Annotated in this window: 22 protein-coding genes; 13 read left to right on the top strand and 9 right to left on the bottom strand. The window is 64.1% G+C overall.

The genetic code is table 11. From position 1 onward, the window contains the following. Positions 1-66 precede the first annotated feature (66 nt). Genes CHB88_RS10540 through CHB88_RS10530 form a run of 3 tightly spaced genes read right to left on the bottom strand, consistent with a single transcriptional unit; the run spans position 67 to position 2,463 of the window. Positions 67-720 (bottom strand): class I SAM-dependent methyltransferase, encoded by a 654-nt coding sequence (locus tag CHB88_RS10540; RefSeq protein ID WP_089399282.1) that lies wholly within the window; start codon positions 718-720, stop codon positions 67-69. Continuing rightward, a complete protein-coding gene (locus CHB88_RS10535) occupies positions 717-1,532 on the bottom strand; it encodes an HAD family hydrolase (protein WP_089399281.1) in 816 nt (271 codons plus the stop codon). The genes CHB88_RS10540 and CHB88_RS10535 overlap by 4 nt, the downstream gene beginning before the upstream one ends. After that, on the bottom strand, positions 1,522-2,463 hold the full coding sequence (locus tag CHB88_RS10530; RefSeq protein ID WP_089399280.1) for a CysB family HTH-type transcriptional regulator: 942 nt from the start codon (positions 2,461-2,463) through the stop codon (positions 1,522-1,524). Before CHB88_RS10530 ends, CHB88_RS10535 begins: the two co-directional genes overlap by 11 nt. Before the next feature lie 145 nt (positions 2,464-2,608). Here CHB88_RS10530 and CHB88_RS10525 point away from each other — a divergent pair, with 145 nt between their 5' ends. The 7 genes from CHB88_RS10525 to cobA all read left to right on the top strand — a co-directional run bounded on the left by CHB88_RS10525 (position 2,609) and on the right by cobA (position 9,425). Next, a complete protein-coding gene (locus CHB88_RS10525; protein ID WP_089399279.1) occupies positions 2,609-3,382 on the top strand; it encodes a sulfite exporter TauE/SafE family protein in 774 nt (257 codons plus the stop codon). Positions 3,383-3,392: 10 nt separating this feature from the next. After that, positions 3,393-5,087 (top strand): nitrite/sulfite reductase, encoded by a 1,695-nt coding sequence (locus CHB88_RS10520; protein ID WP_089399278.1) that lies wholly within the window; start codon positions 3,393-3,395, stop codon positions 5,085-5,087. Continuing rightward, positions 5,080-5,601: a DUF934 domain-containing protein gene (locus CHB88_RS10515; protein ID WP_089399277.1), complete on the top strand. Its 522-nt coding sequence runs from the start codon at positions 5,080-5,082 to the stop codon at positions 5,599-5,601. Before CHB88_RS10520 ends, CHB88_RS10515 begins: the two co-directional genes overlap by 8 nt. Then, complete coding sequence (locus CHB88_RS10510) at positions 5,598-6,317, top strand: phosphoadenylyl-sulfate reductase (RefSeq protein ID WP_089399276.1); 720 nt, start codon at positions 5,598-5,600, stop codon at positions 6,315-6,317. The genes CHB88_RS10515 and CHB88_RS10510 overlap by 4 nt, the downstream gene beginning before the upstream one ends. 69 nt (positions 6,318-6,386) lie before the next feature. Beyond that, positions 6,387-7,322 (top strand): sulfate adenylyltransferase subunit CysD, encoded by a 936-nt coding sequence (cysD, locus tag CHB88_RS10505; protein ID WP_089399275.1) that lies wholly within the window; start codon positions 6,387-6,389, stop codon positions 7,320-7,322. Next, positions 7,322-8,653 (top strand): sulfate adenylyltransferase subunit 1, encoded by a 1,332-nt coding sequence (locus CHB88_RS10500; RefSeq protein WP_089399274.1) that lies wholly within the window; start codon positions 7,322-7,324, stop codon positions 8,651-8,653. Before cysD ends, CHB88_RS10500 begins: the two co-directional genes overlap by 1 nt. Positions 8,654-8,672: 19 nt before the next feature. Then, a complete protein-coding gene (gene cobA / locus CHB88_RS10495) occupies positions 8,673-9,425 on the top strand; it encodes a uroporphyrinogen-III C-methyltransferase (protein ID WP_089399273.1) in 753 nt (250 codons plus the stop codon). 54 nt (positions 9,426-9,479) lie between these two features. On the opposite strand, the gene CHB88_RS10490 is transcribed toward cobA, so the two are convergent. Genes CHB88_RS10490 through lptF form a run of 3 tightly spaced genes read right to left on the bottom strand, consistent with a single transcriptional unit; the run spans position 9,480 to position 12,152 of the window. Further along, entirely contained in the window at positions 9,480-9,857 is a 378-nt protein-coding gene (locus tag CHB88_RS10490; RefSeq protein WP_089399378.1) for a sirohydrochlorin chelatase, read from the bottom strand. A 40-nt stretch (positions 9,858-9,897) separates the two neighbouring features. Beyond that, positions 9,898-11,025 carry an LPS export ABC transporter permease LptG gene (gene lptG / locus CHB88_RS10485; RefSeq protein WP_089399272.1) on the bottom strand — a complete coding sequence of 376 codons (1,128 nt, stop codon included), beginning with the start codon at positions 11,023-11,025 and terminating at the stop codon, positions 9,898-9,900. Next, positions 11,022-12,152 (bottom strand): LPS export ABC transporter permease LptF, encoded by a 1,131-nt coding sequence (gene lptF, locus CHB88_RS10480; protein ID WP_089399271.1) that lies wholly within the window; start codon positions 12,150-12,152, stop codon positions 11,022-11,024. Before lptF ends, lptG begins: the two co-directional genes overlap by 4 nt. A gap of 33 nt (positions 12,153-12,185) precedes the next feature. Here lptF and CHB88_RS10475 point away from each other — a divergent pair, with 33 nt between their 5' ends. Next, positions 12,186-13,694, top strand: coding sequence for a leucyl aminopeptidase (locus CHB88_RS10475; RefSeq protein WP_089399270.1), 1,509 nt, complete (start codon positions 12,186-12,188; stop codon positions 13,692-13,694). Positions 13,695-13,801: 107 nt separating this feature from the next. Then, positions 13,802-14,572, top strand: coding sequence for an exodeoxyribonuclease III (gene xth, locus CHB88_RS10470; RefSeq protein ID WP_089399269.1), 771 nt, complete (start codon positions 13,802-13,804; stop codon positions 14,570-14,572). 254 nt (positions 14,573-14,826) lie between these two features. Here the strand turns inward: xth and CHB88_RS10465 are convergent, their stop codons facing one another. The 3 genes from CHB88_RS10465 to CHB88_RS10455 form a co-directional block, all read right to left on the bottom strand. Then, positions 14,827-15,540, bottom strand: a complete 714-nt coding sequence (locus tag CHB88_RS10465) for a hypothetical protein (RefSeq protein ID WP_143131210.1) — start codon at positions 15,538-15,540, stop codon at positions 14,827-14,829. Between the two features lie 868 nt (positions 15,541-16,408). Continuing rightward, positions 16,409-16,918 carry an Imm6 family immunity protein gene (locus CHB88_RS10460; protein ID WP_089399267.1) on the bottom strand — a complete coding sequence of 170 codons (510 nt, stop codon included), beginning with the start codon at positions 16,916-16,918 and terminating at the stop codon, positions 16,409-16,411. A 65-nt stretch (positions 16,919-16,983) separates the two neighbouring features. After that, positions 16,984-17,769, bottom strand: a complete 786-nt coding sequence (locus CHB88_RS10455; RefSeq protein ID WP_089399266.1) for a helix-turn-helix domain-containing protein — start codon at positions 17,767-17,769, stop codon at positions 16,984-16,986. 136 nt (positions 17,770-17,905) lie between these two features. Here CHB88_RS10455 and CHB88_RS10450 point away from each other — a divergent pair, with 136 nt between their 5' ends. From CHB88_RS10450 to CHB88_RS10435, 4 genes are all read left to right on the top strand, one after another. Continuing rightward, complete coding sequence (locus CHB88_RS10450) at positions 17,906-19,882, top strand: MFS transporter (RefSeq protein ID WP_089399265.1); 1,977 nt, start codon at positions 17,906-17,908, stop codon at positions 19,880-19,882. A gap of 106 nt (positions 19,883-19,988) precedes the next feature. Further along, the gene (locus tag CHB88_RS10445; protein ID WP_176442411.1) at positions 19,989-20,444 is read left to right on the top strand and encodes a YiaA/YiaB family inner membrane protein; all 456 of its coding nucleotides are present in this window, start codon (positions 19,989-19,991) and stop codon (positions 20,442-20,444) included. A gap of 13 nt (positions 20,445-20,457) precedes the next feature. Beyond that, on the top strand, positions 20,458-20,913 hold the full coding sequence (locus CHB88_RS10440; RefSeq protein ID WP_089399263.1) for a hypothetical protein: 456 nt from the start codon (positions 20,458-20,460) through the stop codon (positions 20,911-20,913). A gap of 20 nt (positions 20,914-20,933) precedes the next feature. Beyond that, complete coding sequence (locus CHB88_RS10435; protein ID WP_425436095.1) at positions 20,934-21,722, top strand: DUF2145 domain-containing protein; 789 nt, start codon at positions 20,934-20,936, stop codon at positions 21,720-21,722. Positions 21,723-21,785: the final 63 nt, after the last annotated feature.

The following is a 21,785-nucleotide window of genomic DNA, read 5'->3' as shown; positions in this document are numbered from 1 at the left end:
GGCATCGGCATCGGACCCGATGGGGAATGCCGCCTTGGCCGGGCGGAGAACCCATCCGGCGCCTGCCTACTTCAGCTTGCAGGTCAGCATCCAGTAGTGATGGAGCCGCTCCACCCTCACCTCGCGGGCATGGGCGGCGAGCTTCTTGCGCAGGGCGCTGTCGGTGGGGAAGTTTTTCAGCACTTCCACCCGCTCGCCGTCGGGCGTGCGCAGGAATTGGTAGGTATTGCCTTCGGCGTCGGTGCGGGCGATCGGGTTCTCATCATCCTCGACGAGATTGTCGTCCACCATGACCAGCAAGGCGCCGGCGCCGAGCCGGGCGCGCAAGGCGGCGAGCAGCCGGTCCTGATCCTGGCGCGGCACATGCGACCAGAAGAAACCGATGAAGCAGGCAGAGAAATCGCCTTCGACCTTGGGATCGAAGGCATCCGCCTGGGCAAAGCTGACGATCTCCTCGTCCAGATCGCGGGTGCGGGCGATGTCCAGCACTTCCGGGCAGATGTCGGTGGCGAGCAGGGAAATTGCCACCTCGTCCTGCAGCAGCTGCGACCAGTAGCCGGTGCCGCAGGCGAGTTCCAGGATGTCGTGCGCTTCCAGCGCTTCGGCCACCATTTCCTGCAGATCCAGCAAATCCTCCTCTCGCTCGGGACGGCCGTAAGCCGCTTCGGCAATGGCGGCCAGCTGCAGGTAAAAGCCGGATGAGGTATTTACTTCATTCATTGTCTTGCTTCCAGTAGGGCTTGCGCCACTTCGATGAATCCGGCGCCCGATGCCTGGCGGGTGACATAGACTGGCGCCTTGGGCAGGCGCGGCAGAAACCGTTGGACATTGGCCACGCCGATGGTGTTCGGATAGTGGCTGAACATGGGGGCATCGTTGGCCGAGTCGCCGACGAAGGCAAAGCCGGCGCGGGCCGCCTCATCGCCGATGCCGAATACTTTTTCCAGCACCTGCTGCGTGGTTTCCTGCTTGGAAAAGCGGACGACCGAGGCATGCAGGTGGATGCTGCTGGTGGCAACGAAGAAGCCGCGCCCGCGCACGAAGGCGGCGATTTCCTCCACCGCCTCCGCCGGCAGCGGCGCGATGTTCTCGCCGATGTCGAAGGCAAGGTCGCCGACACGCTGGGCGGCATCGTCGGCCACCTGCAGGCCGGGGAAGCGCGCCTGCAGTTCCTCCGCGAGCGCTTCCAGCGCGCGGCGATGCTGGCCGCGGGTAGCGGCATCGGCATAGAACAGGGCTTGCTGCCGGCCGGCATCTTCCAGCCAGAAGGCGCTGGCGCCGTTTTCGGCGATCACCGCATCGAAGGCGCACAGCCGCAGCAGCGGCATTGCCCACCACGTGGGGCGGCCGGTCACGGCGATGAGCTTGAGGCCGGCGCCGCGCAGGCTTTCCAGCGCGGCCAGCACGCCGGAGTCCAGGCGGCCGTGGGTGGTCAGGGTGTCATCGATGTCGGTCAGAACGCCGGCGATGGCTTGCCGCTCCGCCAGCGGCCACTCGGCCAGCGGCTTCAGCGAGACAAGGTCATAACTCATAGACGTCTTTTTCACCGCTCATCAGGCGCTCGATCAGCTTGCGGTTCAGGGTGGGCGCCAGCAGCTCGATGAAGGTGTACACGTAGCTGCGCAGGTAGGCGCCCTGCTTCAGCGCCACCCGCGACACGTTGGTGCCGAACAGATGGCCGACCTCGATGGCGCGGAGGTTTCGGTCGCGCTCGGCGTCGAAAGCCATGCCGGCGATGAGGCCCACGCCCAGTCCCAGCTCCACGTAAGTCTTGATGACGTCGGCATCGATGGCTTCCAGCAAAACATCCGGGCTCAAGCCCCGAAGCGAGAAAGCATGATCGATGCGGGCGCGGCCGGCGAAGGCGGCATCGTAAGTAATGAGGGGATAAGCGGCGATCTCCTCCAGGGTGATCGTCTGGCTGCGCAGCAGCGCATGCTCCGGCGGCACCACCAGCACATGCTCCCATTGATAGCAGGGAATCGAGATCAGGCCGTCCATGTCGGCAATGGCTTCGGTGGCGAGCGCCAGGTCGGCCTGGTCCCGCAGCACCATGTCGGCCACCTGCCTCGGGTTGCCCTGCAACAAGGACAACCTGACCTTGGGATACTTCTGGGTGAAAGCCTGCACCACCTTTGGCAAGGTATAACGCGCCTGGGTATGGGTGGTGGCAATGGTGAAGCTGCCGGTGTCCTGGGCGGCGAATTCCTTGCCGATGCGTTTCAGGCCGTCGATCTCCTGCATGATCAGCTCCACCGACTTCAGCACCGCCCTGCCCGGCTCGGTAAGTCCGCGGATCCGTTTGCCGTGGCGGGTGAAGATATCCACGCCCAGCTCCTCTTCCAGCTCGATGATGGCCTTGGACACCCCCGGCTGCGAGGTGTAGAGCGCCTTGGCGGCTTCGGTGAGATTGAAATTCTGCCTGACGGCTTCGCGCACGAAGCGCAATTGATGGAGGTTCATCGCGCCCGCTCCAAGTTGCCCGATTTATCCGCCTTATGCATGTTTCGAGTTTTTATATCTGAGAAGCATATAAGCAAATAAATACTCTGTAGTTTGGAATAAAGAATAAGTTTATTACGATTCACGCTCCTTTGCGTGGGACTATATGACTCTTTCTTATGTAGCTTCTGGTTTCTCCGTCGGCCTGCTGGTCGGTTTGACGGGCGTGGGCGGCGGGTCGCTGATGACCCCGCTGCTGACCTTGCTGTTCGGCATCTCGCCGACGGTGGCGGTCGGCACCGACCTCGCCTTCGCCTCCACGACCAAGGCCGCCGGTACGCTGGCGCATCGTTTCAGCGGCAACGTGCGTTGGGACATCGTGCGCCATCTCTGCCTTGGCGCGCTGCCAGCCGCCATCCTGGCCACTTTTGCGCTCAAGCATGTCGGTGCGCTGGACAAGGAAATCGGCCAGATCATCCGCTATTCCATCGCTTTTTCCGTGCTGCTGACGGTGATCGCCCTGATTTTCCGCGGAAAGATGCAGGCCTGGGTGCAGGCCCATCCCGAAAAGCAGTTGCAGGGCCGCAGCCTCGCCGTCGCCACCGTGGTGCTCGGCGCGCTGCTCGGCACCCTGGTCACCATTTCGTCCATCGGCGCCGGTGCCATCGGAGCAACGCTTTTGGTGTTACTCTACCCGCGCCTCGCGCCGGCCGAAATTGCCGGCACCGATATTGCGTACGCCGTTCCGCTGACCGCCATCGCCGCTTTCGGCCACTGGTGGCTGGGCTCCATCAACTGGGAACTGCTGGTGGCGCTGCTGCTGGGCTCGCTGCCCGGCATCACCCTGGGCTCACTGGCTGCACGCCGCGTTCCGGAAAAAATCCTGCGCGCGCTGCTGGCCAGCACGCTGACGGCTGTCGCTGCAAAACTCGTTTTTTAAGGACACGAAGATGTATCGCTACGACCACTATGATCACCAGATCGTCAAGGAGCGCGTTGCCCAGTACCGGGATCAGGTGCGGCGCCGCCTTTCCGACGAACTGACCGAAGACGAGTTCCGCCCGCTGCGCCTGCAGAACGGCCTCTATTACCAGCGCCACGCCTACATGCTGCGCATCGCCGTGCCTTACGGCCTGCTGTCGTCGAAGCAGATGCGCATGCTGGCCCACATCGCCCGCGAGCACGACCGCGACTACGGCCACTTCACCACCCGCCAGAACATCCAGTTCAACTGGATCAAGATCGAGGAAACGCCGGACATCCTGGCGAAGCTGGCCTCGGTCGAGATGCACGCCACCCAAACCTCCGGCAACTGCATCCGCAACATCACTTCGGACGAATTCTGCGGCATCGCGCCGGACGAGATCGTCGATCCGCGCCCGTACTGCGAAATCATGCGCCAGTGGAGCACCTTCCACCCGGAATTCGCCTACCTGCCGCGCAAGTTCAAGATCGCCATCAACGGCGCCGAGCAGGACCGCGCCGCCATCGCCATGCATGACATCGGCATGTCGGTGGTGAAGAACGCCGCCGGCGAAATCGGCTTCCGCGTGCTGGTCGGCGGCGGCCTCGGCCGCACCCCGATCCTGGGCAGCGAGATCCGCGACTTCCTGCCGTGGCAGCACATGCTGAGCTACGTCGAAGCCATCATGCGCGTCTACAACCAGTACGGCCGACGCGACAACATCTACAAGGCCCGCATCAAGATCCTGGTCAAGGCCATCGGCATCGAGGAATTCCGCCGCCAGGTGGAGGAGGAGTGGCAGCACCTGAAGGACGGCCCGAGCACCATCACCCAGGCCGAACTGAACCGCGTCGCCGCCTATTTCGTCGATCCGGCCTACGAAACCCTGCCCGCCGCCGATGCCGCGGTCGAGCATTTCAAGGCCGAGGACAAGGCCTTCGCCAACTGGCTGCGCCGCAACGTCAAGGGGCACAAGAAGCCAGGCTATGCCGCCGTGGTGCTGTCGCTGAAGAAGACCGGCGTGCCGCCGGGCGATGCCACCTCCGCCCAGATGGACAAGATCGCCGACATGGCCGACCGCTACAGCTTCGGCGAACTGCGCGTGACCCACGAGCAGAACATCGTGCTGTCCGACGTCAGGCAGTCCGACCTGATCGCCGTCTGGAAGGAAGCGAAAGAAAACGGCATGGCCACGCCGAACATCGGCCTGCTGACCGATATGATCTGCTGCCCGGGCGGCGATTTCTGCGCACTGGCCAATGCCAAGTCGATCCCGATCGCCGGCGACATCGCCGAGCGCTTCGACAACCTGGACTTCCAGCACGACATCGGCGAAATCGAGCTCAACATCTCCGGCTGCATCAACTCCTGCGGCCATCACCACATCGGCCACATCGGCATTCTCGGCGTGGACAAGGATGGCAGCGAGTGGTACCAGGTGTCACTCGGCGGCGCCCAGGGCAACCAGACGAGCATCGGCAAGATCATCGGACCGTCGTTCTCCGCCCACCAGATGCCGGAAGTCATCGACCGCATCCTAAAGGTGTATGTGCGCGAGCGCATCGAGGATGAGCGCTTCATCGACACCGTGCGCCGGCTCGGCATCGCCCCGTTCAAGGAATTTGTTTACGCCACGCCGATCAAGGCCGAGCACCCCGCAGGAGAAGACGCATATGCCTAACATCATCAAGAACCGCGCCGTGGTCGCCGACGACTGGACCGTGCTGCGCCTGGCGGAAGGCCAGACGCCGGACAGCGTCGCCATCCCGGAAGGCAAGGTCATCGTCCCGCTGGCGGTATGGAATGCGCAGCGCGCCGCGCTCGAGAACCATCCCGGCCTCGCCGTCTGGATCGAGAGCGACGAGCGCGCCGAAGACCTTAAGGACGACCTCGGCCGCTTCCCGCTGATCGCGGTGAACTTCCCGAAGTTCACCGACGGCCGCGGCTACTCCATCGCCTACCATCTGCGCGTGCGCCTCGGCTACAAGGGCGAGCTGCGCGCCATCGGCGACGTGCTGCGCGACCAGCTGTTCTACATGCAGCGCGTCGGCTTCGATGCCTTCGCGGTGCGCGCCGACAAGAACATCGAGGATGCGCTGAAGGGCCTCTCCGACTTCACCGAGCCGTACCAGAATTCGGTCGACCGTCCGTATCCGCTGTTCGGCCGCGTGCAGCGCGCCGGAGCCGAAGCATGAGCCAGCTGGATCAGCGCATCGCGGACACGCGCGCCACGCTGGAACGCATCGCCCGCGATTTCTCGCCGGCGGTGTTCGCCTCCAGCCTGGCGGCGGAAGACATGGTGCTGGCTGACCTCATTCTGCGCGCCAGGCTGCCGATCCGCATCTTCACGCTGGAGACCGGCCGCCTGCACAAGGAGACCCTGGGCATGGTCGACCGCATCCGCGAAAAATACGGCTACGACGTCGAGCTGTACAAGCCGGATGCCGCCGCCGTGGAAGGCTATGTCAAGGCCAATGGCCTGAACGCCTTCTACGACAGCGTCGACATGCGCAAGGAATGCTGCCGCATCCGCAAGGTGGAGCCGCTGAACCGCGCCCTGGCCGGCAACAAGGCCTGGATCACCGGCCAGCGCCGCGCCCAGTCGACCACCCGCTCCGGACTCGAAGTGCAGGAGAACGACGAAGCGCACGGCATGACCAAGTTCAATCCGCTGGCCGACTGGTCGGAGCAGGACGTGTGGGATTACCTCCGCGCCAACGAAGTGCCGTACAACCCGCTGCACGACAAGGGCTATCCGTCAATCGGCTGCGAACCCTGCACCCGCGCCATCCAGCCGGGCGAGGACGTCCGCGCCGGCCGCTGGTGGTGGGAAAACCCGGAAACCAAGGAGTGCGGCCTGCACGTGGTGGACGGCAAGCTGGTGCGCATCAAGGCGGTGCCGGCGAACTGAACGTCCCTCCCTTCCCGCACGGGAAGGGAAACGAATCTCCGAACAACATCATTGTTCACATCGAAAATCATGAACACAGCAGTCGACAAACTTTTCCTGGACGCCGCGAGCAATCGCCATCTTGACTGGCTCGAGTCCGAAGCCATCCACATCATGCGCGAGGTGGCGGCGGAATGCAGCAACCCCGCCCTGCTGTTCTCGGGCGGCAAGGATTCCATCGTCCTGCTGCGCCTCGCCGAGAAAGCCTTCCGGCCGGGCAAATTCCCGTTCCCGCTGGTGCACATCGACACCGGCCACAACTTCCCGGAAGTCATCGCCTTCCGCGACAAGCGCGTGGCCGAACTCGGCGAGCGCCTGATCGTCGGCTCGGTGGAAGACTCCATCAAGCGCGGCACCGTCCGCCTGCGCAATCCGCAGACCGATTCCCGCAATGCCGCCCAGGCGGTGACGCTGCTGGAAACCATTGCCGAGCACAAGTTCGACGCCTGCATCGGCGGCGCCCGCCGCGACGAGGAAAAGGCCCGCGCCAAGGAGCGCATCTTCTCCTTCCGCGATGAATTCGGCCAGTGGAACCCAAAAGCCCAGCGCCCCGAGCTCTGGGACCTGTACAACACCCGCGTCCACCCGGGCGAGAACATGCGCGTGTTCCCGATTTCCAACTGGACCGAACTCGACGTATGGCAGTACATCGCCCGCGAGAAGCTGGCGCTGCCGGAAATCTATTTCGCCCACCAGCGCCAGGTCATCCCGCGCAACGGCCTGCTGGTGCCGCTGACCGACCTGACTCCGCCGAAGGAAGGCGAAACGGTCGAGACCCAAACCGTGCGCTTCCGCACCGTCGGCGACATCTCCTGCACCTGCCCGGTGGCCTCCGACGCCGACACGGTGGAGGCAATCATTGCCGAGACCGCCGTCACCCAGATCACCGAGCGCGGCGCGACCCGCATGGATGACCAGACATCCGAAGCATCGATGGAAAAACGCAAGAAGGAAGGATATTTCTGATGAACGCCGTAGCTGATCAACATCCCCTGTCTGCCGCCGGCAGCGAACACGGCGAGCGCGGCCTGCTGCGCTTCATCACCGCCGGCTCCGTCGACGACGGCAAGAGCACCCTGATCGGCCGCCTGCTGTTCGACAGCAAGGGCATCTTCGCCGACCAGCTGGCTTCCATCTCGCGCGCCAAGCACAAGCGCACCGTGGGCGACACCATCGACCTGTCGCTGCTGACCGACGGCCTCGAAGCCGAGCGCGAGCAGGGCATCACCATCGACGTCGCCTACCGCTACTTCGCCACGCCGAAGCGCAAGTTCATCATCGCCGACACCCCGGGTCACGAGCAGTACACCCGCAACATGGTGACCGGCGCCTCCACCGCCGATGCCGTCATCATCCTGGTCGACGTGTCCAAGGTGAAGCTCGGCGACGACGGCAGCGTCACCCTGCTGACCCAGACCAAGCGCCATTCCACCATCGCCCGCCTGCTCGGCATCGAGCATGTGATCGTGGCGGTGAACAAGATGGACCTGGTCGACTACGACCGCACGGTGTACGACCGCATCGTCGCCGAATACCGCAAGTTCGCGCAGCAGATCGGCCTGCAGGACGTGCATCCCATTCCGCTGTCGGCGCTGGCCGGCGACAACGTGGTGGAAGCCGGCGACCGCATGCCGTGGTACCAGGGCCCGACCCTGATCTCCCTGCTGGAATCGCTTTCCGTCTACGACGAAGCCCACGACCAGCCGTTCCGCTTCCCGGTGCAATTGGTTGCCCGCCACGACGGCGACAAGGCCAACGACTTCCGCGGCTACATGGGCCGCATCGAAGCCGGCAAGGTGCACAAGGGCGACAAGCTGGTGGTGCAGCCGGGCGGCCAGAGCGTGACGGTGAAGGACATCCGCAGCTTCGACGGCTCGCTCGACGTGGCCATCGCCGGCCAGTCCATCACCCTGCTGCTCGACGAATACGTGGACATCTCGCGCGGCGACATGCTGGCCGCCGCCGACCAGCCGGCCGAGCAGCTGAAGACGGTGAAGGCGGAAGTCTGCTGGCTGTCGGAAGAGCCGCTCGACATGCGCCGCAAGTACTGGCTGAAGCACACCACCAAGCAGGTGGCGGCGCGGGTGACCGGGATCGACACCCTGCTCGACATCAACACCCAGGAACGCCGTCCGGCCGACGGCCTGAAGCTCAACGACATCGCCACCGTCTCCATCAACGTCCAGCAGCCGCTGGCGGCCGATGCCTACGATGCGATCCGCGCCACCGGCGCCTTCATCCTGATCGATGAAGTGACCCACCAGACGGTGGCCGCCGGCATGATCCGCCTCGGCTGACGGGGAGCAAGGCGGCGCGATGTCCATTGCAGAGACCGGCGCAGGCAGCCAGGCCACGCATGGCAAGGTCTGGCTGATCGGCGCAGGCCCCGGCGCGCCGGACCTGATCACGGTGCGCGGGGCGCGCATCCTGGCAGAGGCCGAGGTGGTGCTGCACGATGCGCTGGTGACCGACGACATGCTGGCGCTGTGCCCGCAGGCGGAAAAAATTTCCGTCGGCAAGCGCTCCGGCCGGCGTTCGGTGGCGCAGGTGGAGATCAACCGCCAGCTGGTGGAATACGCCAAGCGCTATCGGCGCGTGGTGCGTCTGAAAGGCGGCGACCCGATGATCTTCGGCCGCGCCGACGAGGAATTGCGCGCGCTGGAAGCGGAAGGCATCGAAGTCGAGATCGTGCCCGGCATCACCGCCGCGCTGGCGGCGGCGGCCTCGACCCGGCAGCCGCTCACCAAGCGCGGCATCGCCCGCAGCGTCGCCTTCTTCACCTCATCCACCGCGCCCAATCAGCCCGACATCGCCACCCTGCCCGGCTGCGACACGCTGATCCAGTACATGGGCGGCAAGGAAGCGGCGACCACCGCGCAGAAGCTGCTGGAACAGGGCCGGTCGCCCGACCTGCCGGTGATGGTGGTGGAGAACATCAGCCGCCCCGACGAGCGCGCGGCGCGCTACCGCCTGGCCGACCTGGAACAAGGGCTGGCGCAATGCCACGGCCCGGTGCTGGTGATGATCGGCGAGGCGTTTGCGCCGCGCGAAGATGCCGCCGGCAGCTGACTCAGCATCTGATCAACTCGTGGCGCAGGAACGAGACCTGCCCCGCATTTCTCCTTACTGCCGCGCCAGGCTGCCGATGCAGTAAGCGGCAATCGCATTCAGCACCGCCTCATCCTCTCCCACCGCCGGCACCGCCTTGACCGTCATTTCCGGATGCTTCTGACGCAGCTCGTCCAGGATCAGCGGCAGATCGCGCAGCACATGGCCGCCCTGACCGAAGAACACCGGCACCACCGTGATCTGGGTATGGCCGCTGGCTTCCAGTTCAGCCGTCAGCGCCGGCAGGCGTGGCTCCATCAGTTCGAGGAAGGCGAGCGATACCGTGAGGTCCGGCTGCTGGGCCTGGATGATTTGCTGCAGCCGCTTGAAGGGCTCCGCCCAGCGCGGATCGCGGGCGCCATGGGCGAACAAAACGAGTGCGTGGGTCTTCATGCGCATTCCTTTCATGCCGGCCGGGCGCCGGCGTTACATGCTAATGCCGCTGCACCCAGAGCAGGCTGCCGATGGCCAGCAGCAGGAACAGGGCGCTCGGCAGGACGGCGGTGCTGACGGCGGGCCAGGTATTGAGCAGGCCGACGTGCGAAAACAGGCTGTTGAGAAGCTGGAAGGCGACGCCGATCATGATGCCGATGAAGATTTTCAGGCTCAGGCCGCCGGCGCGGAAATGCAGGTAAGCGAAGGGCAGCGCCAGCGCCATCATCACCAGCACGGCGAAGGGATAGACCACCTTCTTCCAGAAGGCCAGCTCATAGCGGGCGGTGCTCTGCTTGTTCTCGGCGAGGTGGCGGGTGTAGGCCGACAGGTCGATCGCCGACATGCGGTCCGGATCGGCGAACAGCACCGACAGGATGTCCGGCGTCACCTCCGTCACCAGGTCGCGCGAGGCCAAAGTGCGGCTCTGCACCGCGGCGCTGTTGTCGGCGACGTTGCCGGCGAAAAGATTTTCCGTCACCTGCATCAGGCGCCAGGTGTTGGCGCCGCTGAAGACAGCCTGGTCGGCGCGGATGATGGCGGTCAGGCGCAGCGTCGGATCGAACTCGTACAGGCGCACGCCGATCAGCTGGCCGTTCGGCTTGACCTCGCGCACGTTGATGAAGCGAGTGCCGATTTGTTCTCCGGTCACGCCGTTGCGGCGGATGACGTCCTTGGCCCACAAGCCAGAGCGAAATTCCTGGGAAATGGAAGCGCCGCGCGCCTGCAGCTTGTAGGTCTGGGCCATTTCGCTGGCCGCCGGGGCGATGAACTCGCCGAACAGGAAGGTCAGGAAAACGAACACCAACCCGATCTTCGCCAGCGCCAACCCCGCCATGCCGGTCGACATGCCGGAAGCGCGCATGATGGTGAACTCGGAACGGGAAGCGAAGCTGGCCAGCGCGTAGATGGTGCCGATCAGCGCCGCGATCGGCATCAGCTCATAGATGTAGCCCGGCAGGCCGAGCAGTACGTAAAGGAAGGCATGCTGCAGCCGGTAGCCGCCCCGCCCCACTTCAGGCAATTCGCCCATCAGGTCGAAGAAGCCGAACAGGGCGAGGAAGGCGACCAGGACGAACAGCACCGCGCTCATCACTTCGATCGATATGTAGCGCTGCAGGATCCTCATTGCGCGCGCTCCCTGCGCGCACGGCCGTAGCGCACCGCGCGCCACAGCACCGAGGGGTGATAGCGGCTGTTGACGTTCAGGCGCAGCAGGAACAATCCCACCACCAGCAGTCCCGCCAGCAGATGGATCGGCCACCAGCCGACGGCCAGGGATAGCCGGCCCTGCACCACCGTGGCCTGCAGTACGCTCACCAGATTGCTGTACATGACGAATACCAGCAGCGCCACCAGCAGGTTGCCTGAGCGGCCGGCGCGCGGATTGACGAAGCCGAGCGGGATCGCCAGCAGCATCAGCAGCAGGCACATCAGCGGCAGCGCCGTGCGCCACAACAGTTCGCCGCGGTTGAAGGTCGTTGGATTGCGCAGCAATTCCATGGTCGGCAGCGAGCGCGCCGATTTGTCGCCGACCGCGTTCTCGGACTGGCGTGCCACCAGCACGCCATAGCGCTTGAACTCCATGATACGGAATTCGCTGGCATCGTCGGTGGCGTCGTAGCGGCGGCCGCGTTCCATGACAAGGAACTTGTCGCCGCGCTGGTCGGTCTCGATGGTGCCTTCGCTGGCGACCACCACGCTGGCCTGGCCGGGAAGGAAGGTGTTGACGAAGATGTTGCGCACCCGGTTCGCCTCGCCGCTCACCGCCTCGACGAAGAAGATGCGGTTCGACGCCGCCGATTCCTGGAACTTGCCGGGCGAGACCTTGGCGATGTCCTCACGCCGCTCGAAGCGTTCGCGAAATTCGGCGCTCTGCCGGTTGGCCCAGGGCGTGGCGACGAAGCTCAGCGCCCCGGTTAGCAGGACGATGGGCAGGCCGAAGGCGAGCACCGGGCGGATCCAGCGCGACAGGCTGAGGCCGGAAGCGAACCACACCACCATTTCCGAATCATGGTAGCTGCGGGTGACGACCAGCAGCACCGAGATGAAGCTGGTGAGGATGAGGATGATGGGAAGATAGTTGAGCGCCGCGAAGCCGATCAGTGCCACCACGTCCTGCGATGCGACCTTGCCGCCCGCGGCCTGGCCGAGGATGCGGATCAGCATGATGGTGATGGTGATGGTGAAGAGCGTGGTGAAGACGGCGCCCGCGGTACTTACCAATTCGCGACGTAGAGCGCGCTGAAATATCATCGAGTACTATATGCGTCTGGATAAGGAGTGACCATGGACTTTAGCATAAAACCCCTAGACACAAGGACCGGCCTGGCCGGCGCCAAGACCGGCTGCGCAGTGGTCGGCGTGTTCGAAAACAAGAAGCTGTCCGACGAAGCCCGTGCCCTCGATGCGGGCGGCGCCATCACCGCCGTCCTCAAGTCCGGCGACATTTCCGGCAAGGCCGGCACCACCCTGCTGCTGCGCAATCTGGACGGCGTCGGCGCCGAGCGCGTGCTGCTGGTCGGCTTCGGTCCCGATGAGCCGGTGAGCGACAAGAACTTCAACGCCGGCGTGCAGGCGATGGCCAAGGCCCTGTCCACGCTCGGCGGCGGCGATGCCATCCTGGCGCTGCCGCTGGAGCGGCTCAAGGAGCGCGATCCGGCCTGGGGCGCCCGCGCCGCGGTGCTGGCCCTGCGCGACAATGCCTACCGCTTCGACGCGCTGAAAAGCAAGAAGGAAGCGCCGAACGGCGGCGTCAAGCGCGTGATCGTCGCCGGCGATGCCGCCGTCAAGCAGGCGGTGGCGCAGGCCGTGGCCCTGGCCAACGGCATGGACCTGACCCGGGACCTCGGCAACCTGCCCGGCAACGTCTGCACTCCGACCTATCTCGCCGAGACCGCGAAACGGCTGGCCAAGGAATTCGGCCTCGGCGTGGAAGTCCTGGACCGCAAGCAGATCGAAGCGCTGAAGATGGGCAGCTTCCTCTCCGTGACGCGCGGCACCGACGAGCCGCCGAAGTTCATCGTGCTCAAGCACATGGGCGGCAAGGCCAAGGAAGCGCCGGTGGTATTGGTCGGCAAGGGCATCACCTTCGACACCGGCGGCATTTCGCTCAAGCCGGGCGCCGCCATGGACGAGATGAAGTACGACATGTGCGGCGCCGGCTCGGTGCTCGGCACCTTCCGCGCCATCGCCGAAATGGGCCTGAAGCTCAACGTCATCGGCGTCATCCCGACCTGCGAGAACATGCCGTCCGGCCGCGCCACCAAGCCGGGCGACATCGTCACCTCCATGTCCGGCCAGACCATCGAGATCCTCAACACCGATGCCGAAGGCCGCCTGATCCTGTGCGACGCCCTCACCTACACCGAGCGCTTCAAGCCGGCGGCGGTGGTGGATATCGCCACGCTCACCGGCGCCTGCATCACCGCGCTCGGCCACCACAACACCGGCCTGTTCACCCGCCACGACGAGGCGCATGACGCCCTCGCCGACGAACTGCTCGCCGCCGGCAAGCAGACCGGCGATACCGCCTGGCGCATGCCGATCGAGGACAGCTATCAGGAACAGCTGAAGTCGAACTTCGCCGACATGGCCAACATCGGCGGCCCGCCGGCCGGCAGCATCACCGCCGCCTGCTTCCTGGAGCGCTATACCCGTGCCTATACCTGGGCCCACCTCGACATCGCCGGCACTGCCTGGAAGAGCGGTGCCGCCAAGGGCGCCACTGGCCGCCCGGTGCCGCTGCTCACCGCCTTCCTGATGAATCGTGCCCAAGGCGGCAACGGCCGCCGCTAATTGGTCCGGTTGGCTTCATCCGACAGGCCTTCCCCCGGGAAGGCCTTTTCATTTGCGCAGCCGCTTGCGGTAAGATGCACCTTCCCTTTCTGTCCGTATCCCGACCCATGAAGATCGCCACCTGGAACGTCAATTCCCTCAAGGTCCGCCTGCCCCAGGTCCTACAATGGCTGCAGGACAGCCCGGTCGATGTGCTGTGCCTGCAGGAGACCAAGCTCACCGACGACAAGTTTCCGGTGGCGGAGATCGAGGCGGCCGGCTATGGCGTGGTGTTCTCCGGGCAGAAGACCTACAACGGCGTCGCCATCCTGTCGCGTCATGCGATGCGGGACGTGGTGAAGAACAACCCGCTGTTCCCGGACGAACAGCAGCGCATCATCGCCGCCACCATCGCCGGCATGCGCATCGTCTGCGCCTACATCCCGAACGGCCAGGCGGTCGGCACCGACAAGTACGACTACAAGCTGCGCTGGCTGGACGCACTGCATGACTGGCTGGCGGCAGAGGGCAAGACGCACGAGAAGCTGGCGCTGCTGGGCGACTACAACATCGCGCCGGAAGACCGCGACGTGCACGATCCGGCGGCCTGGGCCGGTTCGGTGCTCTGTTCGGAACCGGAACGGGAGCAGTTCCGCCGCCTGCAGGCGCTCGGCTTCAAGGATGCTTTCCGCCTGTTCGAGCAGCCGGAAAAGATCTTCAGCTGGTGGGATTACCGCCAGATGGCCTTCCGCCGCAACATGGGACTGCGCATCGATCACATCCTGCTGTCGCCGGCCCTGGCCACCCGCTGCAGCGCCTGCGTGGTGGACAAGGCGCCGCGCAAATGGGAGCAGCCGTCGGACCATACGCCGGTGGTGGCGACGCTCGACCTGGCGTGATGCTGCGCCGTTGCCTGCGGCACGTACGCTGGCTGCAGGTTTGCACCCCTGCGCCACGGCCGACAGCCTTAACTTAGCGTGATGATGGATTGTTTCTGCGCCCTTGGTGCAGACTCAGCAAATCAGCTCGGCGGTTTTCGAACAGAGCGGCGTCTGAGACAAACATTCTTTGGCACGCCCCCAAACAGTCATTCCGGCGGGCTGCGTGCCTTCACATCAGGCTTTTCCGTGCCCTCCGGGGCGCGGAGCGATTGTCACAGCGTGCCCTGAAGGCGATTGCCCTGCAGTCGACCCCTGCTGATCTGCGCCATGCGGTCCAGATGCTTGCGCTCCGCCTCCAGCAGGACATCCTGGGGCATGGGCGGCTGTTCGGTCCGGATCTCGGGGTCGTTGCAACCCTGGTTATAGCAGCAGATGACTTCGTATCCGTTCCATAAGCGCCCCTCAGGGCAAGTCTCGCCTTCCTTCAAGGGACGCGCGCGATGGTAATGGTCCAGGTAAAGCCGGCCCTTGATCATGGTGAACTGCCAGATCTCGATATTGCCGAAGGCATCCTTTCTCGACACTTCTTTCCAGCGCCATGCATTCATCCAGACGGGCCCCAGCTTCGCCAGATCCAGGTTGAAATTCTTGCTGATTTCTGGTTCCGGCTCCGGTTGAGGAAATCCGTCGTCGATGATGGTACCAATCGGCACCTCGGGATTGGCTTTGAGTTTCGCGCGATACGCCTGAACCGCGTAAGCGCAAGCGCAAAGAAACAGGGCCCCGGAGGCGGCAGCCACGTTCGCCGGCGTGAAGCCTGCGGCGACCTTCGACAGCAGTTCGTCCGACATGGCGATTTTGAGCGCGCCGAGTCCGGCGCCGACGCCGGCGAGCACTGAAATCGGCTCGGCGATCTTTCCGATAACGGAAGGCTGTTTGAGAGCGGTTTGCATTGCTTGATGAGCTGTCGCGTTGGGGGCTTTCATTTGTCGGTGCCGAAAAAACAAGACTGGTAACGTCGCGGTAAAAAGTTGCTGTACGGCATGTCGTGAATGAAAAGGTACGGCAAAGATGCTGCGGGCACAAGTACGCAATGGTTCAGGAAAGGCGGTCTGTCGCCAAGGCGCTACGGGTACCGCAACAACCCCTTTCACCAGATGGAAGTTGTAGTCATATAGCCAATGATGTGAGCAATGCGGTGAACTGCAGCGTCGTCGAAATGATGCGGTCGAGCGCGATGGCGAGCGCATTCAACGCATGAAGATCACCAAGTTAAAGCGGGGGAGCGAACGAATACAGATGAATTACATGCTTTTAAACCGCAAGGGAGTACCGGTGCGAATCGCTGCTATTTGAATGGTGGCTGCGACTTCAACTTTCTTCTCATCGCGGGCATTGGCGATCTGCACGCGTTGTCGAAGTCGCAGTTTGCATTTCGTGACCCTATCAAGCCCTCGCCAGAACGGCAAATCGACTGGTACTACGGTGAACCTCAGGCCGAAGGATTCGCAATCGCATTTAGACGCTACGCTTAAAACCTATTCGCTACGGCGAAACGCCAAGTGATGATGCGCAAGCCAAGTGAAGCATGGCGAGGTGAGGATCTTGTTCTCCGCCAATGCACCAATAATCGTCAGGAGCGATTGAGCCAGCAATAGGTGCGCTCCACTATCCAGCGTCTGGCGCAGGCACCGCGCTGCTCTTATTCCGCTTCTCCTCGCGCCAACTTGGCACAACCGCTCGAAACCAGCTATGCGAACCGCGGGCCGTACCGCCTCATACTCCCATTCCAAGTCCAGGCACAATCAGTTGTGTCCATCGTGCTCTCGGCAAAATTCTGAGAGTCGCCATTCTTTAGGCTTGTGTGAACCGATGAAAACTCAAATTCGCTGATTTTTGTCGGTTCTCGTTCATTTGCGATCGGATTTGATCGAGAGCATGTGATTCGAACCCTGGGACATCAACGATGAATTTCATGATTTCGGCAAAGAAGGCGTCGGTGGTTTCCCATACGGCTGCAGGGCGTTTGTTGTTATTTTCAAATTCGTAAGCAAATCGCGCGATGAATCCGATTGCGATGGTGATCACGACCAAGGCCGACAGCATGCCCTGATCGTGTTCACAATCAGATTCGCGAATGCCCAGATCCTTCTCGTAATCAGGATCTTCCAAGTAGATGGCCAGATCATCTCCCAGGACCTTCTCGCCGTACATCCATTTCCACGCCAGCGCCACGGCTTCGTGAGCAAGCCGATAGGTGACGTCCTCCGGTTTGAGATGGTCGAGCACAAGTTCGGCCGCGCTGAGAGCAAACAAGGCTTTGGTTTGAGTATCTTTGCTGTTAGCTATTTCTTCTATGGTCATATCAAGTTTTAAATTTGTCTTGGAAGCGCAATACTCAACCCGCTTTTCGCCTGCGATCGACCTCACTACAACTTGTGCACAAACCCGCTCGCCTTCGTCTTCAGGACCACCTCCTGCACCTCTCTCCGAAACTGCGCAAAGGCCTCAAACTCCCACGACCGCATTGCCAGCAGCAGGGTGTAACCCTCCCGATGCTGCTCCGGCAGTTTCTGATCCGCCTGGTGCTGCTGCGCGAAATCCTGCGCCACCCGCTGCATGCGCTCGACGAAAGCCGGTGCCAGGCCGCGGCTGATGGAGCCGTGCACCAGCAGCAGCGACTCGCCCTCGGCGTCGAAGCCGCCGGCGAAATAATCCTGCAGCGCGTGCTGGCGGAAGAAGTCCATCACCGGGCCGTGCGGCCGCCAGCGGAAGGTCTTGGCCAGCTTCAGCCGGTAGCGGTTGAAGGGCCGCAGCTCGATGATGCCGATGCGGTCCAGCTGCGCCAGGTACTTGATGCCTTCCGCTTCGCTCAGCTGGTAATGGCCGGTGATCTGCTCCAGCGTCCACTGGCTGAGCACGCAGATGGCCATCAGCAGCAGCTTCTTGTCGCCCACCACCGCCTTTTCCTGCGCCAGCGTCAGCTCTGCCAGCAGCGGTTGCGCATCCGCCACCTTGCGCGCCAGATCGGCGAAGTCCAGGCTGAGGGCGGCGCAGATGGCGTCGATGCGCGCCAGCGGCATGTCGCCCTTGGCCAGCATGCGCTTGACGCTGGACTCGGCCATGCCGAGCTTGCGCGCCAGGTCGGCGTAGGTCATGTGGGCGGCCTTCAGTTCTTCCTTGAGGGCGGTGATGAGGTCGGCGGTGGTCGTCATGGAGTCTCGTCTCGCGATACCTGTGGTAGCAGATTCACGAATGGTACCGAATACCATTTCATTAAGGCCAGCCCTGTGTATATTGACGGGAAAGTTTCAGGCTACAACATGCTCTAAATCGCAACGGAGACCAGTAATGAAGCAAACCGCGACCGCGCAAGTTGCGTCCGATGAAGCGCAACGACCCGCCGCAGCCCCATCCCATCCCAACCAGTTCGCCCTGCTCGGCCAGCGCCGCTTCGCGCCATTCTTCTGGACCCAGTTCTCCGGCGCAGCCAACGACAACCTGTTCAAGTTCGCCTTCACCGTCATGGTGACCTACCAGCTGCAGGTCAGCTGGATGCCGCCGGCGATGGCCGGCCTGGTAATCGGTGCGCTGTTCATCCTGCCCTTCCTGCTGTTTTCCGCCACCAGCGGCCAGATCACCGACAAGTTCGACAAGCGCCGCATCATCCGGCTGGTGAAGAACCTGGAGATCGGCATCATGGCCCTCGCCGCCTTCGGCTTCATGATGCACAACGCGGCGGTGCTGCTGGCCTGCACCTTCCTGATGGGATTGCATTCCACCCTGTTCGGTCCGGTGAAGTTCGCCTACCTGCCGCAGATGCTCGACGAGCATGAACTCACCGGCGGCAACGGTATGGTGGAGATGGGCACCTTCGTCGCCATCCTGCTCGGCAATATCGTCGGCGGCCTGCTGGTGGCGGTGCCGGAGATCGGCCATGCGCAGGTGGCGATCGCCTGCCTGGCGCTGGCCATCGTCGGCCGCGGCGTGGCGCAATTCATCCCGGCGGCGCCGGCGACCGATCCCGGCCTCGTCATCAACTGGAACCCGGTCAGCGAGACGCTGCGCAACCTGAAGATGGCGCGCGGCAACCTGGTGGTGTTCCGCTCGCTGCTCGGCATCAGCTGGATGTGGTTCTTCGGCGCCGTCTTCCTCAGCCAGTTCCCGAGCTTCGCCCGTGACGTATTGCACGGAGACGAACAGGTGGCGTCGCTGCTGCTGGTGGTGTTTTCCATCGGCATCGCCACCGGCTCGCTGCTGTGCGAAGTGCTGAGCCGGCGCCAGGTGGAGATCGGCCTGGTGCCGCTGGGGGCGATCGGCATGACCATCTTCGCCATCGACCTCTACTTCGCCGCGCGCGGCCTGCCGCCGTCGTCGGCACAAACGCTCGGCCAGTTCATCGCCGTGCCGGCGCACTGGCGGGTGATGGCGGACCTGGCGCTGCTGAGCCTGTTCGCCGGCCTCTACAGCGTGCCGATGTATGCGCTGATCCAGCTGCGCTCCCAGCCCACCCATCGGGCGCGCATCATTGCGGCCAACAACATCCTGAACGCCCTGTTCATGATCGCCAGCTCGGTAATCGCCGGCGCGCTGCTCGGCGCCGGCGCCAGCATTCCGCAGATCTTCCTGCTGGTCGGCCTAGCCAACGCGGTGGTGGCCGGCTATATCTTCATGCTGGTGCCGGAATACCTGCTGCGCTTCATCGCCTGGATCACCTCGCACCTGATGTACCGCTTTCGCGTGCGCGGCGAGGACAACATTCCGCTGACGGGTCCGGCCATCCTGGTGTGCAACCATGTGAGCTTCGTCGATGCGGTGCTGCTGATGGCCGCCAGTCCGCGCCCGATCACCTTCGTGATGGACCACCGCATCTTCCGCATCCCGGTGCTGGGCGCCATCTTCCGCCTCGCCAAGGCGATCCCTATCGCCCCGCGCTCGGCCGACGAGCGCACCTATGAGCAAGCCTTCGAGCGCGCTGCCGCGGTGCTGCGCGAAGGCGACCTGCTGGCCATCTTCCCCGAGGGCGGCATCACCCGCGACGGCACCCTGCAGCCTTTCAAGGGCGGCATCATGAAGATCCTGGAGCGCGCCCGCGCCGACGGCATCGAGCCGCCGGTGGTGCCGATGGCGCTGACCAACCTCTGGGGCTCCTTTTTCTCCCGCGCCGAGCTGGTCGACGGCGAACCGACCGCGATGGCGAAGCCGTTCCGGCGCGGCTTGTGGAACCGCGTCGGGCTGGAAGTGGGCACGCCGCTCTCTGGCACGGACGCGCATCCGGACCGGCTGCACGAACAGGTGGCAACCTTGATGACAGAAAAGGTATCGTAATCCGATACCCGGGGCAGCGCGGCCTCGGACCGGCATCGCATCCGCTGGAAAGTCAGCCGCGCCTGCCCGACACTGATTCCACCCCCACAACGAGAAAGGAATCAGCATGAAAACCCTCATCATCCGCCGCGACACGCGCGCCTGGCGCATCCAGGCCTGGGCTTCCTTCGGCGTCGCGGTGTTCCTCTGCGCCGTCGGCCTCGCCTACCTGCCGGGCAAGGACCTCGACCGCGCCTTCATGGTCATGGGCTATGTGTTCTGCCTCACCGCCGCCCTGGTGCTCGCCAAGCATGTACGCGACCTGGAAAGGGAAGAAGCGGACGGCAGCGGGAATCCGATGTTCGGCTATGTCGCCTGGAGCGGCTTCTTCCTCGCCATGGGCCTGACCCTGTGGGGCCTGCTGCGCATGGACATCAGCGATACCTACAAGGCCTTCCTCGGCGTGAGCTGGCTCTACCTCGTCACCTGCGCCTTCACCCTGGCCAAGACCCTGCGCGACAACCATGAAGCCGATCTCGCCGAGCGCGACGCCGCCCGCCGCAACTCCGCTGCAACCCACTGAAAAGGAGCCGACCATGAGCACCCGCTTTCGCAAGCTGATTCTCATCCTGAGTCTTTCCCTGGTCTGCACCGCGCTGCCCGGAAGCGCTTCCGCGCAGAGCGAAACCGCGGCCAGCGCCCTGTCCGCCCTGCCGGTCGCCTCGATCGTCGGCGCAGGGGCCTCGGCCGCAGCCGCCACGATCGCCATCCCGGTCGCGCTTTCCACGGCCGGCGCGGTGTTGGTGGTGAAGACGGTGGAGTCCACCGCCCGCGGCACCATCTACGTGCTGGAGCGCCTGTCGGACGGCGCGAAGGCCAGTATCGAGATCGCCGGCCAAGGCGTGGGAGCCGCGTCGCTGGCGGTCGGCGCCACCGTGGCGGTGAGCGTGGTGGGCGCCGGCGTCATCCTCTCCGCTGCCGGCGAAGCCATCGCCTTCATTCCCAATGCCATTGGCAGGGCCCTGCTGCACAACGAGCGCCTGACCGACTGAGGGTACGTGCCATGAAAACCATGCGAACCTGCTTCCTCGCCCTGCTGTGCAGCCTGGCGCTGGCTACCGGCGCCCATGCCGGGCGCAGCTGCGAGGAAAAGAAACCCAGCCTGCAATCCTTCGAAAACGGCTTGCAACTGGCGCAGAAGGTGATGCAATCCCTCGACGCCAGCGGCCAGCAGGTGGTGGTGCTGGCGCGCGCCGGCCAGGACTTGAGCAAGTACCGGGTGCGCTATTCCCATCTCGGCTTCGCCTACCGGCAGCCCGACGGCAAGGGCGGCCATGTATGGCGGGTGCTGCACAAGCTCAACCAGTGCGGCACCGATGAATCGGCCATCTACCGCCAGGGGCTGGGCGAATTCTTCCTGGACGATCCCTGGCGCTATGAAGCCGCCTATGTGATCCCGTCGCCGGCGGTGCAGGAAAAGCTGCTGGCGGCGCTGCTGGAAGGCCACCGGCCGCTGCTCATGCACCGCAAGCCGTACAGCATCGTCAGCTATGCCTGGGGCCGGAAATATCAGCAGTCGAACCAGTGGCTGATCGAAACCCTGGCGGCGGCCATGGAACCCGGCATCACCAGCCGGGAACGCGCCCAGGCATGGCTGCAAACCATGGGCTACCAGCCGGCGGAACTGCGGCTGGGGCCGCTGACCCGGCTCGGCGGCCGCATCACCGCGGCCAACGTCGCCTTCGACGACCATCCGCCGGAGAAGCGCTTTGCCGACCGCATCCAGACGGTGAGCGCGGATTCGGTGTTCGAGTGGATGCAGATGGCGCAGCTGGCCGGCAAGCGGATCGAGTTGCGCTGAGAGGCCGGACTCTCGCGGCACTGCCGGACGCGAACCGGTGCGGATTGACATTGCTCAAGCATC

It is taken from the genome of Noviherbaspirillum humi (genome assembly GCF_900188095.1).
Classification (GTDB): Bacteria; Pseudomonadota; Gammaproteobacteria; order Burkholderiales; family Burkholderiaceae_D; genus Noviherbaspirillum; species Noviherbaspirillum humi.
The sequence above is the reverse complement of the archived record's forward strand: the minus strand, read 5'-3'. Positions and strand labels throughout refer to the sequence as shown.

Excerpts from the sequence above, each read along its gene's own strand:
- CHB88_RS10540 (WP_089399282.1), bottom strand. The coding sequence starts at position 720 with ATGAATGAAGTAAATACCTCATCCGGCTTTTACCTGCAGCTGGCCGCC.
- CHB88_RS10535 (WP_089399281.1), bottom strand. The coding sequence starts at position 1,532 with ATGAGTTATGACCTTGTCTCGCTGAAGCCGCTGGCCGAGTGGCCGCTG.
- CHB88_RS10530 (WP_089399280.1), bottom strand. The coding sequence starts at position 2,463 with ATGAACCTCCATCAATTGCGCTTCGTGCGCGAAGCCGTCAGGCAGAAT.
- CHB88_RS10525 (WP_089399279.1), top strand. The coding sequence starts at position 2,609 with ATGACTCTTTCTTATGTAGCTTCTGGTTTCTCCGTCGGCCTGCTGGTC.
- CHB88_RS10520 (WP_089399278.1), top strand. The coding sequence starts at position 3,393 with ATGTATCGCTACGACCACTATGATCACCAGATCGTCAAGGAGCGCGTT.
- CHB88_RS10515 (WP_089399277.1), top strand. The coding sequence starts at position 5,080 with ATGCCTAACATCATCAAGAACCGCGCCGTGGTCGCCGACGACTGGACC.
- CHB88_RS10510 (WP_089399276.1), top strand. The coding sequence starts at position 5,598 with ATGAGCCAGCTGGATCAGCGCATCGCGGACACGCGCGCCACGCTGGAA.
- cysD (WP_089399275.1), top strand. The coding sequence starts at position 6,387 with ATGAACACAGCAGTCGACAAACTTTTCCTGGACGCCGCGAGCAATCGC.
- CHB88_RS10500 (WP_089399274.1), top strand. The coding sequence starts at position 7,322 with ATGAACGCCGTAGCTGATCAACATCCCCTGTCTGCCGCCGGCAGCGAA.
- cobA (WP_089399273.1), top strand. The coding sequence starts at position 8,673 with ATGTCCATTGCAGAGACCGGCGCAGGCAGCCAGGCCACGCATGGCAAG.
- CHB88_RS10490 (WP_089399378.1), bottom strand. The coding sequence starts at position 9,857 with ATGAAGACCCACGCACTCGTTTTGTTCGCCCATGGCGCCCGCGATCCG.
- lptG (WP_089399272.1), bottom strand. The coding sequence starts at position 11,025 with ATGAGGATCCTGCAGCGCTACATATCGATCGAAGTGATGAGCGCGGTG.
- lptF (WP_089399271.1), bottom strand. The coding sequence starts at position 12,152 with ATGATATTTCAGCGCGCTCTACGTCGCGAATTGGTAAGTACCGCGGGC.
- CHB88_RS10475 (WP_089399270.1), top strand. The coding sequence starts at position 12,186 with ATGGACTTTAGCATAAAACCCCTAGACACAAGGACCGGCCTGGCCGGC.
- xth (WP_089399269.1), top strand. The coding sequence starts at position 13,802 with ATGAAGATCGCCACCTGGAACGTCAATTCCCTCAAGGTCCGCCTGCCC.
- CHB88_RS10465 (WP_143131210.1), bottom strand. The coding sequence starts at position 15,540 with ATGAAAGCCCCCAACGCGACAGCTCATCAAGCAATGCAAACCGCTCTC.
- CHB88_RS10460 (WP_089399267.1), bottom strand. The coding sequence starts at position 16,918 with ATGACCATAGAAGAAATAGCTAACAGCAAAGATACTCAAACCAAAGCC.
- CHB88_RS10455 (WP_089399266.1), bottom strand. The coding sequence starts at position 17,769 with ATGACGACCACCGCCGACCTCATCACCGCCCTCAAGGAAGAACTGAAG.
- CHB88_RS10450 (WP_089399265.1), top strand. The coding sequence starts at position 17,906 with ATGAAGCAAACCGCGACCGCGCAAGTTGCGTCCGATGAAGCGCAACGA.
- CHB88_RS10445 (WP_176442411.1), top strand. The coding sequence starts at position 19,989 with ATGAAAACCCTCATCATCCGCCGCGACACGCGCGCCTGGCGCATCCAG.
- CHB88_RS10440 (WP_089399263.1), top strand. The coding sequence starts at position 20,458 with ATGAGCACCCGCTTTCGCAAGCTGATTCTCATCCTGAGTCTTTCCCTG.
- CHB88_RS10435 (WP_425436095.1), top strand. The coding sequence starts at position 20,934 with ATGCGAACCTGCTTCCTCGCCCTGCTGTGCAGCCTGGCGCTGGCTACC.